The organism is Paenibacillus sp. y28, from assembly GCF_037137075.1.
Taxonomy (GTDB): domain Bacteria; phylum Bacillota; class Bacilli; order Paenibacillales; family NBRC-103111; genus JBBBNV01.
Map to the genome: position 1 here is coordinate 39,511 of NZ_JBBBNV010000008.1, position 12,223 is coordinate 51,733.

8 protein-coding genes are annotated in these 12,223 nt (G+C 46.2%); 4 read left to right on the plus strand and 4 right to left on the minus strand.

Features of this window, described 5'->3' with window-relative positions:
* The first annotated feature begins 306 nt into the window (after window positions 1-306).
* Window positions 307-1,311, plus strand: coding sequence for a right-handed parallel beta-helix repeat-containing protein (locus WBG83_RS22575; RefSeq protein WP_442955815.1), 1,005 nt, complete (start codon window positions 307-309; stop codon window positions 1,309-1,311).
* Window positions 1,312-1,379: 68 nt separating this feature from the next.
* Window positions 1,380-2,615, plus strand: a complete 1,236-nt coding sequence (locus WBG83_RS08760; protein WP_336744535.1) for a right-handed parallel beta-helix repeat-containing protein — start codon at window positions 1,380-1,382, stop codon at window positions 2,613-2,615.
* 117 nt (window positions 2,616-2,732) lie between these two features.
* Here the strand turns inward: WBG83_RS08760 and isdG are convergent, their stop codons facing one another.
* From isdG to WBG83_RS08780, 4 genes are read right to left on the minus strand one after another with little or no spacing between them, the layout of a single operon-like run.
* Window positions 2,733-3,089: a heme oxygenase gene (gene isdG, locus WBG83_RS08765; RefSeq protein ID WP_336744536.1), complete on the minus strand. Its 357-nt coding sequence runs from the start codon at window positions 3,087-3,089 to the stop codon at window positions 2,733-2,735.
* A 2-nt stretch (window positions 3,090-3,091) separates the two neighbouring features.
* Window positions 3,092-3,880 carry an ABC transporter ATP-binding protein gene (locus WBG83_RS08770; RefSeq protein ID WP_336744538.1) on the minus strand — a complete coding sequence of 263 codons (789 nt, stop codon included), beginning with the start codon at window positions 3,878-3,880 and terminating at the stop codon, window positions 3,092-3,094.
* A complete protein-coding gene (locus WBG83_RS08775) occupies window positions 3,880-4,875 on the minus strand; it encodes a FecCD family ABC transporter permease (RefSeq protein ID WP_336744540.1) in 996 nt (331 codons plus the stop codon). The genes WBG83_RS08770 and WBG83_RS08775 overlap by 1 nt, the downstream gene beginning before the upstream one ends.
* A 4-nt stretch (window positions 4,876-4,879) precedes the next feature.
* On the minus strand, window positions 4,880-5,827 hold the full coding sequence (locus WBG83_RS08780; protein ID WP_336744541.1) for an ABC transporter substrate-binding protein: 948 nt from the start codon (window positions 5,825-5,827) through the stop codon (window positions 4,880-4,882).
* Between the two features lie 599 nt (window positions 5,828-6,426).
* On the opposite strand from WBG83_RS08780, the gene isdC reads away from it, so the two are divergent.
* Both isdC and WBG83_RS08790 read left to right on the plus strand, forming a co-directional pair.
* Entirely contained in the window at window positions 6,427-7,179 is a 753-nt protein-coding gene (isdC, locus tag WBG83_RS08785) for a heme uptake protein IsdC (protein ID WP_336744542.1), read from the plus strand.
* A 177-nt stretch (window positions 7,180-7,356) separates the two neighbouring features.
* A complete protein-coding gene (locus WBG83_RS08790) occupies window positions 7,357-12,147 on the plus strand; it encodes an NEAT domain-containing protein (RefSeq protein WP_336744543.1) in 4,791 nt (1,596 codons plus the stop codon).
* Window positions 12,148-12,223: the final 76 nt, after the last annotated feature.

Here is a 12,223-nt window from a genome sequence, read left to right on the forward strand (position 1 = left end):
TCTGGTAGTACAGTGACACTTCCGGATACATCTTCTGCGTTATATGGTAATAATATTTCCGGATATCAGTTGGAAATTGTCGAAGGCACTGGCGCGGGGCAAGTCATACCAGCCAGTATGTATAACGCTGATAAGAAAACAATTGATTTAAAATCCCCCCTAAATACAGCCTTGGACTCAACAAGCAGATACCGTTTAACCGTGCAAGCAGGCAGGGTGCTACTGCTGGAGGGAAGCTATAATATAACGGAGCCGATTCTAATGCGTTCATACATGACATTAGAAGGGCAAGGAAGCGGAACAGTCATGAAGTCCAATGGGCAAGGTGTTGTAATTACAAATTCAGGCACAAGTTGTAGTGTAATAACGAATCTGAACATTAATGTAAACCATTCACCGGCATCTGCCATAACAAGCAATGGCTCATACAACACGGTCATTTCAAAATGCATAATTGTAAACTCTCTTGGTAGAGCTATTAGTTTTCGAGCATCCCATTTATGTCTTGTTCATGAAAATACGATTTATGGCTGCAATACTGGAATCGAAGGATTTATATCAACCTTAACAATCAAGAATAATACCATACATTCCTCAACTAATTGTGCAATAGGTAGTAATTCGAGAGCATTTATTTCTGATAATACAATTTTTAATTCAGGTGTCGGTGTTCGAGTGACCTCCTATGACTCATGCAGTATAAGCAACAATATAATCCAGTCTTGTAACATCGGGATTGAATCCACATACGGTCATAAAATAAGCGGGAATCATATTTTATATGCAAAGTTTGCAGGTATTAATATCCAATCGGGTAATGGGGCGATTATCTCTGAAAATCATTTAAGTTACAGTGGGAAAGAGGCAATCGTTGTTGAGAGCGGCGATGTGTTTATCGTAAGGAATCACATCACCTCCAGCTCACAAGAATCTCATTTAAGCTATGCCGGCTTGCTGCTTAAAGGCGATGTAACATGCGCTGTGGTTTCCCAAAACTACATGAAAAAAGGTGGAAATGCGAATAAGCCCTCCTATGGGATTATTGTCGAAGCTAATGCGAAGGGGGTCATTATCTCCGGTGATTTAACAGATAGCGGAGAGCATGGAGCAATAAATGATCACGGAGTAGGGACAATAATCGATTCCCCTTATACACTATTTGAGAAAGAAAAGCTGGATGGAATCGAAGTACATGCCAATAATTACATTCATCCCACCGGTAAATATGTAGCAGGCGGTCATATTACGATATCCGCAGCTGCACCGGTGGCTCCGAACATATATGATATTTGGATCGATACAAATGAATAAGAATAAAACATTTAACAGGTAGTGACTAAGAATCACTATCTGTTCATTTTTATTTGGGAGGGTTACAAATGGCTACACAAAAAATATGGAATGGTTCAGAGTGGGTAGAATTAAAACAAAATGGAACAGCAGTAGTAGGGATCGAGATAGATGCTACTGATCAAAAACTCAAGGTTTACAATGAAAAAGGGATTAAATTGGACGTAAATAATACGACGATTGCATCTATGAATGATACAACGTTCTCAATTCATGGGGATACGCTTATTACTGGCGAAGCTACTGTCCAGGGGGAATTGAATGTATCCGGGGATGTAAAAGCCAGTCGTTTTTTTGGGGATTTAACCGGGAACTCGGCAACAGCAACAAAACTGGAAACAACAAGACAAATCGAATTAACAGGCGCTGTAACAGGAACGGGGTATTTCGATGGAAGTGGGAACATCTCTATCTCCACAACGAGCAATAACAATGCATCAAAGGGCCGAACATCAACACTTATTGTTGCTGCATCCAATGCATCCGAGAAATCCAAAGACGGCGCCGATTATGTATGTTCTGGACAAAATGATCAAATTCAGATTCAGGAAGCAATCAATTATTTATCACAAAATACAGAAAGTGGAGGAGCTATATTCTTAACAGAGGGTATTTATAAAATTTCAGGAGCTATACGATTATATCCAAGCTATACGAATGGCTCTAAGCCAGTTCAAATCATTGGCGCGGGAATGGGGGTAACAACACTTCGACGATGGGGGGCACAATTCGGGCCTCTCATTGATATTACTTCAGACGGTTGGGAATCCACTGATTCATTAAACTACCTGATCGGGAATTTTAGTATAGATGGAATGAATATATTCTATACGAGTGCTCAATATCCGAACTTGGCTGGTATAACAATAGCTGCCGGAGGTACAATGCATAGTACACAGCTAATTGAAAAAATACAGTTTTTAAATCACCAAATGGCAGGAATTTATATTAATGAAAGCAGTCAAGGCTTAATCATTAAAGATTGCCATTTTGCAAACGCGGGTTCGACCATGATATATAATGTTAGTGGGGCTGAAGTAACCATTCGTGATTGTTTTTTTCGGGGAACAGGAATGGTTGATAATGGAATTGCAGCTGAAGGAGAGAGGACGATTATAGATCGGTGTCTTTTTAAAAACTTGGCAACAGGGGTTAAGATGATGTCTGCTGGGAGGATTACCAACTGTGACTTTATTCAAAACACAAAAACAATTGACGACCTGTCAGGGGGAGGTTCTTTGATTTCAAATAACTATATTCAATAATGCTGCTTAGTAGCACTGAATAAAAAACCTGTACACCATTGCGTACAGGTTTTTTATTTTTGAATAAGAGCGATATATCGCTGTGCTCATACGGCAGCATTCGTAACTCCAATCGGATTACTCTGCTGCTTCCACTGCTTCAACGGCCTCTGGAGCTTCGCCTTTAATTGCGTTACGAACGATTTTTACTTCATAGAATGCGATTTTGTTATCCAGAATGTAGTCCGGCAAACCGCCACGGTGAGCATGAGCCTCTTTGAAAGCATCGCTGCGTGTCCATGCCTGGAAGTTTTCTTTTGCTTCCCAACGGGTGCTTACAGTAACTTCATCATAATCCGGTGTATTCTCAGTCAGCATAACCTCCAGACCGATGAAGCCTTCCATGTACTCCACTTTTCCGACTTTGTCAAAACGCTCTACCAGCTTATGTGCGTTGCCTTTCGTGATTTTCGAGGTGTTCGTTACGATAACCATTTTTAATTCCTCCCATGATTTGGATGTTTAATCGGAATAATAATTGGATAATCATCTTCAAACTTTATTTTGGCTTCAATATGATAAACATCCTTTAAAAAGAATGAAGTGATTAGCTCCTTCGGCTTTCCTGTAGCTACGACCTTCCCCTGTTTCATAGCAATCATATAGTCACAGTACGCCCCGGCCTGTTGAAGATCATGTAGCACCATAACGATCGTGATGTTGTATTTCTGGTTGATGTGCTGCAGCATCTCCATGACATCCAATTGATGAGCAATGTCCAGGTACGTCGTCGGCTCATCCAGAAGGATGATGTCCGTCTTCTGTGCCAGCGCCATCGCAATACGTGCTTTTTGCTGCTCACCTCCCGACATCGTTTGGAACATCCGGTCCTCATGCCGCTTGGTGCCTGTAACGTCCATCGCCCAGTCAATGATGTGCTCATCCTCTTGGGTCAAGCGACCAAATAACCGTTTATGCGGGGAACGGCCAAAGCTGATCAGCTCTCTCACCGTTAAATCGGGAAGTATGCCTTTGGATTGCGGCAGCATAGACATCGTTTTGGCCAAATCAATGGGTTTATATTGCTTTGCCGATTGATTATAGATGAGCACCTCGCCCTGATCGGCTTGTAGCAGCTGCGTAATGATTTTGAGCAGCGTAGATTTCCCGGAACCGTTCGGCCCGACAATTGTCGTCATCTTCCCGGTTGGAATGGTAAGCGAGATGTCATGAAGATGAAAGTGCCCGACATTCAGACCCACCTGCCTGGTTTGGATGGCTGTCATCACATGATTCTCCGTTTCTTCAATAAGAATAAAAAGAACGGCGCGCCTAGTCCTGCGAGCAGAACACCAACGGGAAGCTCAATCGGGTCGAACCAGGAACGGGCGATCGTATCTGCCAGCACAACAAGCATTGCTCCTCCGAGAATGGAATACGGAAGCAGGACACGGTAATCATCGCCAAGAATCAAGCGAATGGCGTGTGGAACGACGAGCCCGACGAAACCGACGAGTCCGGCGACACTGACGGCGGTACCGGCCAGGAAGGCAGATAACACAATAATGAAGAAGCGCTGCCGCTCAACCCTTTGACCGAGCAGTTGGGCCGAATCATCACCCAGTAACAGCAAATTGGACGGCTTAATCGCCAAGAACGAGATAAGCAGGCCTGCTGCAGCATAAGGCAGCATAAACTCCAGATGGTACCAGCTGCGACCGCTCAAGCCGCCGGCGAGCCAAGGCAGGACCGCCTGCACCCGGTCACTGTAAATCACCATAATCCCATTGGTAACTGCACCTAATAAAGCGTTAATCGCGACGCCGGCCAAAATGATTTTGAGCGGAGAAGCGCCTTTGTCCCAGGCAATCCCGTATATGATGAGAGCGGTTATAAATGAGCCGACAAAGGCCGCAGCAGGCAGCAAATAGCTGTATTGCGGCAGGACAATCATCGCCATGATAGCAGCAAGGCCGCCGCCGGCGGAAACCCCGATAATTCCGGGGTCGGCCAGCGGATTTTTCATAACGCCCTGGAGCAATGCGCCGGATGCCGCCAAGCAAGCTCCGACCAACAGGCCGATAATGACGCGCGGAAGCCTTAAGTTCATAATGATTTTTTCGTGCATCGGCTCGCTTTGACCGGTAAAAACGGCCCATATGTCGTGCAGTGAAATCGGCACGGAGCCGTAGGTTAAACCATAGAAGGAAATCAGAAGGAGCAGTATCGGAGCAACGGCTAAGGCGAACTTCCTTCTTCTGCTGCGTTGTTGTTTATTCATTTCATCACTTCACGGCTTGAAGCAGCTTGTTCATCGTATCCAGTGCATCAACAATTCTCGTCCCCGGATTCGTGCCGAACAGGTCAGAGGGAAGCACCTCAACGTGATTGTTTTTAACGGCATCGAGACTGTTCCAGGCCGCATTTTGCTGCATTTCCTTCAAGAAGCCTTCCTTCACTTTAGTTGTATCCCCGTGTGTCATAAGCAGTACGATTTGCGGATTGGATTTAATCATTTTTTCTGTGTTCAGCTGCGCGTATTGCGGATAGCTTTCCAGACTCGGGTAATCAGCGGCAATATTCTCACCGCCGGCCAGATTCAGTATGTCGCCGCTGAGTGAATTATTGAGTGCGGCCATGTATGTCCCAGGAGCGCCATAAACCATAAGAACTCGTACTTTGGACGGTCCCTGTGCGGCCTGAAGCTCCTTGACTTTTGTATCAATGGCTTGTGTCAGTTCATTAGCTTTGTCTGTCTGTTGAAGCATTTGGCCAAACAGCTGGATTTGCTTCTTTATCTCTTCAATGGAGTTGGCATTGGTAAGTACCATTTTGGAACCGATGCCTTCCACCGAGGCAATATCCTTGGTATTCAGGGGATTGTTGCCGAGCACGACATCAGGGCTGAGAGCCGCGATTTTTTCCAAGTCGATTCCGTGTGTCGATCCGACCTGCTGTACATCAGCAGCTTCCTTGACAGGAACAGGGGATGTGGAGGTTGGACGGCCTACGACCTTACTGCCAAGCGCATAAATAAGCTCCAATTCGCCGTTGCTGAGAGCAACGATGTTGTTCGGGACTTCCGGGAAGCTTACGGTACGCCCGGCGAAATCCTGGATAGTGTAAGAGTTTGCGCCAGAGCCGGCAGCTCCGGAAGTGGTTGGAGCGGTTGAACTGCAGCCGATTACTGCGCAGAGTAAAGCGGTCATTATTAGGAGTGTTAGCTTGTTCATGAGGTCCTCCAGTCATTCATTTGTAGCCAAGTCATTCAGAATCCGAATAGGATAATCATATTATGCAACTTTATGATAATGAGAATCATTGTTAACGATAATGAATATCAGTTTCAATGTCAATACAATATTTGGGGAATACGGAGCGGAAAATTTATTTTTTTTAGCGTTCCTCACCGGCATCAATGCAGTAGTTACGCCCGTTTTCCGTTTCTTTTTCAATAGGAAAGCGTTTACAAGAAAATTCAGTCAAGTTAAACACGGGTTGACAATCTTTCAAAAGGTAAGCTAATATCGTAACGTGATTTGTTGGATAGCAAATTATGACATGGAAAGCAGAGGTGTTGGTATGGCGCTGGCTTCTGTCTAGTCACTGCTGGTTCAGTTTATAGAGAGCAAACCATGACCACACAGCATAATGCAATCACCACATTGGTTTATCCAGCAAACAGCAAGAGGCTTTTTTTTCAGTATTTAGTGAGAATAATTATCATTATTATTTTTTTCTTTGCAATTGATAATAAGAATCATTGTCTATCGCTTGCATAGCCTTGTATTAAACCATCACCCATCACGCTTGGCAAAGTAAAGGAGAAGAAATGAGAATAAAGAAGCTGGTTCCGTCCTTTGTTTTATTGCTGTTTCTGCTAATGGCCTTCATGATGCCCTCCGCTTTCGCGGCAGACACCTTGTCCGACGGCACGTATACGCTCAACTATACGGTGTTGAAGGCGGAGAACGACTCGGTTTCCATGGCCAATGATTATTGGGAAAAACCGGCCCGAATTGTCGTCAAAAACGGCGAAATGACCATGCAAATGCGAGTAAATCACAGCAAATGGGTCACCGTCTTCAAAGTCGAGAGCAACGGCGGATTTGTTGATACAAAGGTTATCGGCACAGATGAAGCTGAAGATACCCGGGATGTGGAATTCGGCATTAAAGATATCTCGAGGCCGCTGGTTTCCAAAATCCATGTGACTGTAAAAGACATCGAATATGATCATGACTATACGATTCGCTTTAACTTTGACACCAAGAGTCTTAAACCAATCAGCGGCGGCGCGGCGGGTCAACCGGCTGCGGCAAGCGCTCCGGCAAACACGGCCTCCGAGAAGGCTTCCGCTCTTTCCCCGGCAGCGAAACAAGCCAACTCAAGCGCCGCGCCGGCCGCCAAATCCAATGCAGCCCCTGCCGCCGATGCCAAAGCAAAGCCTGAGGCAAGCGCCGGCAGTGCAGCTGCGGTGAGCAATCCGCAAACCGGCGATACAGCCCCGATTACAGGACTTATCGTCCTTGGCTTAGCGTCCTTGTTCTTCCTGGTCCGCAAATATAAGCCATTGAACCGGTAGAATTGCGATATAGAAGGCCTAGGTCTACAAGTCAGGCCATACAGGACTGGTTGTAAAAGGGATTAGGGTAGCGGTGCAGAGAGGAAGCTTCCCCCTACAGCGGTTACCCTTGCCGCTTTTAATATTTATACAGTACACATGAATTGTTTGTTGAGAAGAGAAGGGAGAGTTTTGGTTTTGGGGACGAGGTTAAAAAAGTGGTTATCTGCGTTTATGATGGTCTGCGTTCTGTTGTCGACCATTCAAATTCCGTTTGTCAGTGCAGCCGATACATGGGATGACGGACTTTATAGTATTGATTACCGGGTCTATAAGGACGGTACAACCGAAGGATCGGTGATGGAAACCTATTCAGTACGGCGTGCCGTACTTGAAGTGAAAAACGGTCAAACTTACATCTACACCTACCTCGATAACAGTGATTGGACCAAAAGCCTGCAAACGGATACGAGCGCGAATGGAACCAAGGTTTATCAGGATACAGAACGGGTTATCCCGGATACGAAGCTTGCCACCATTACAAGCGGTTCCGTTCCCTATGATTGGAATGGCCGGATTGATAAATTTCTAGTGCCGGATTTGTCGAAAAAATTGAATTCCTATATGCACATTAAAATACCGGATGGAGTATTACCATTCGAGTATGACAACTATTACACCGTTCAATACGCTTTCGACCTTACAAGCGTGCTTCCTTTGAACACCGGTCTTGCCTTGAATGATGCAATTTCCCAAGCAAAAACAAGATATGACAGCACTGCTACAGGCACTACCGGGGGAACCTTCCTGAAAGCAACCCGGACCGGACTGAATTCCGCTATTACATTTGCACAAGTTATTGCGGCTAATTCAAGCATCACGCCAGAACAAACAGCAGTCACTTCATACATCGTTCAAGCGGCTCTGAAATATTACAATGATTCTGAAATTAAGCCTGTTAGCCGAACAGGGCTTACAGCCAAAATCGGTGAAGCACAAACAGTCTTCAATACCACCGCTGAAGGAACGCTGAACGGTCAATATTCCACAGCTTCCCGAAGCGCGCTTCAAACGGCAATTACTACTGCCAAAGCCGTTGAGGCCAATAACGATGCATCACCGCAGGAAGTTATTGATGCGGAAGCGGCATTGCAGGCGGCTCTGACCGTTTATCTTGCTTCGGTGATTACGTTCTCCTTGTCCGACGGCGTGTACAGCATCGACTTTACGGCGCTGGACAGCACAAAAGAAAAGGCATCCTCCATGGATTCTTACCTTTTCAAAGCAGCTAAGCTGACTGCCAATCAGGGAAGTAAGAAGGTATCCTTTACGGTAAAAGACAGTGATATCGTTACCGGCTTTAAAGTGAAAGTAAATGATGAATGGATTAGTTCCACAGTCTTAAGTACAGATGTATCTACGAATACAAGAGTTATTGAATTCCCGGTTACCGATAGCGATTTGACCGATTACACCTATGCTCAGGTACATATCTCGACTGTAGCTGGCGGGACAGCGTATGAGAAAGACCATGATATTTATTTGAAGTTCGATACAGCCAGCATCGCCAAGTATATTGCTGACGGAACCTACAGCTTTAATTTTACAGCGATGCATGCGACAAAAGAGCAAACCTCCAGCATGAATTCGTATTTTAATAAGCCAGGACAATTAACGGTTCAGCAGGGCAAAAGAATTGTAACGGCCGTGATTAATAACCATACAACGGTACCGATTTTCAAAGTAGAGCAAAATGGAGTGCTGACCGATACTTCGGTCATCAGTATCGATACAGTGGCAAATACAAGGACTGTTCAATTTGAGGTTCAAGATTTGGACACCCCTGTAAATGCGATGGTGCATATATCGACAATGGCCAACGGCAGCCCTTACGAAATGGATCACAACCTCCGTCTCAAGTTTGATTCGAACCTTGGCCAGCCTATTGCATCTGCAATTTTAACCGGCCCTTTGAATGTGAGCTACGGAGCACAATTCAAACTGAATTATAAGCTTACAGGCGTCACTGACAGTGTTTATGAAAATGTATATCAGCACCAGTTCACAGTAGCTTATGATCCAAGCAAGCTTACATTCTCCAAGGCAGCCTCCGTGCTTACAACGGGGAAACTGACTGTAACGACGACGGAGGCCGTGCCGGGAACAGTTCAAGTTACAGCACAAAGCGCGGCAGACTTGACGACCAATAGCAGATTTATTGATTTGACGTTTACTGCGAAATCAGTCACAGAATCAACCTATGCGGTTGTTTACTTGAACGATGTTTACGCCATTAGCCGTCCGGATAATTCCTTGTCATTTCCTAATATTGCACATAGTGTCAACATCCTGGTTCCAGTAACTAAAGATGCGCTCAATACCTTCATTGCAACGGCAGAAGCTGCCTACAACAACGCAGTGGAAGGAGCTGCAATCGGCGAATATCCTGCAGGCGCGAAAGCGACGCTGCAAGCCGCCATTCAGTCGGCTCAAACGGTAGCAAGCAGCTCGGCTGCGACGCAAGCGCAAGTAAACCAGGCGCTGACAGCCTTGCAAACTGCTTATGCCGCCTTCCAGGCATCTGCAATCAAGCCGATTAACCCGGATGATCTGCAGAACGGAATTTATAAAATTAATTTTAGTGTTCTTCAGAACGGAACAACCAAAACCTCTGTGATGGACAGCTATACCAAGCATCCGGCCAAGCTGACTGTAGCAGACGGCAAATACAAGATTGAGCTGACGCTGACAAACAGCGACTGGATTAAGCAGCTGCAAGTAGAGAAGAACGGGGTACTGACAGACGTAGACATTGTAACGGCGGATACGGTAGTTGGAACAGCGGTATCGAACGGTTTGACGTACAACGTGTATGAAAGAGCGGTGTCTTTCGACGTTGACAATTTGTCTTCGGCTCTAAACGCATATACGCATATTAAAATTCCGGATGGCATATTGCCGTTCCCTTACGACAACAGCTACCAGGTCCAGTTCCAATTCGACAAAAGCAGCATTGTTTGGTTTGACACTTCGACTCCTGTAAATCCAGGAACGGTGCTCGATACGGGCAGCTATACCTTTAACCTGACGTCCTCTGACGACACAGAAGCGTTGAACACCTATCTGACAGGCTCAGGAACGATTAAGGCCCAAAATCAGAAGCATATCGTTACCATTACAGCCAAAAGCGGCGTAACGATTACCAAACTGCAGAAGTTGAATGCCGACAACACAACGGAAGACATTTACCCGCTGACTACAACGGCAGCGAAGCAAAACGGATGGGTGCAGGTCTTGGCCACGGATTCGACGGCCAGCACAACAAGCTACCAGTTCGAGCTTGATGATATGGCCTCCACGTACATTGTGAATACATTTGTAACGAAGGATAATGCATCTGAGGTGCATACGTTCAAAATCGCATTCGCGAATATTCAGGCTTCCACAACTACGAACCCGGGAACGGGCGGAAGCAGCAGTGGAGGTAGTGGCGGCAGTGGCGGAACCGCTACACCAGTAACGAAGAAATATAGCATCAACTACAAAATTTTGAAATACGGAACAACTCAAAGCTCCGTTATGCAGAGCTATGTTGTCACGCCAGGTGTGTTGCGTGTAGAAGGCAGCCAGAAATACCTTTCCTTCACATTGAAGCAAAGCAAAGAAATTACTGATTTCAAAGTGGAGCAGGATGGCAGCTTGTCCGCAGTCAGCGTAGTGAGTGAGGATGAAGAAAAAAATACCCGGGTTGTGGAATTCCCGTTCCCGGATCTGTCGGCGACTGTAAATGGATGGGTCAAAATTGATTGGCCAGCTATGAATTACTTCCATGAATACGACATTCAAATCCAGGTCGATGAATCCAGCATGAAGCTTCTCTCCGACGGTTCGTCTACGAAAGGCGGCAGTGGCGGGACATCGGTTACCATTAACGGCAAAGAGCTTGTCAATGGCGACTACAATATGGATTTCTCGATTTTGGAGCACAACAACATTTCCAAGAAATCGTTCCTGAACGATTATATGCTTCACCCGGCCAGATTGACGATTCGAGGCGGCAGTAACCTGTACGTTTCGTTCATGACCAACCAAGGGAATCAAATTACGGATTTCAAATTAGAGAAAAACGGCAAGCTGACCGCTCCAATCGCAATCAGCCATTTGAATCCTGATGATAATACCCAGGTGTATCAGTTTGAAGTGGAGGATTTGGAGAAGAAGCTGGAGGCTCAAGTGCGGCTGCAGGATGGCACAACTCACGACATTCAGGTTACGTTCGATACGAGCACTATTCAGGTTCGTGAAGGACAGCAGCCGGATAACGGCGAGCCTGGGCCGGGAACTGTTAGCCTGACGGATATTCAAGACCACTGGGCGAAAGCGAACATTGAGAAAGCAGTCGACCTTGGCATCGTCAACGGCTATGGTGATGCGACATTCCGTCCAAATGATGAGGTTAGCCGTGCAGAATTCACGATCATGATTAGCCGTGCGCTGAGATTGAACGGCGACCCGGCGGACCTGAGCTATGACGATTTGGACTCGATTCCACTGTGGGTGCAGCCATACCTGCAGCAGGCAGTTAGTGCAGGAATTATCGGCAGCTACGAGGACAATACATTCCGCAGCGATCGTCAAATCAGCCGTGCGGAAATCGCGGCGATCATTGCCCGCGCGCTTAAGCTGACGACCGAGGCCAATGCCGGACTTTCTTTTGCAGATGCAGACGATATTCCGAACTGGGCCAAAATTTATGTGGTTGCTGCAGCCAATACCGGATTGATTAACGGAAGAGATAACAATTTGTTCGCTCCACAAGCCAACGCGACACGCGCGGAGGCCGTGACCTTAATCGTATCCATGCTGAATCACATTCAAGCACAACAAGCTCTGGCGGACGCCCAAAAAGCAGCGGAAGCCTCAACAGATGAAGCCCCAGCCGCTGACCAACAGGACAACACCGAAACAGCACAGACTGACGCAGAGTAATGTTCATTCACGGGGATGCCGGGCAACTGGCGTCCTTCGTGATTTTGAGCCGGGCTCCATGGCATTTTACGGTGAT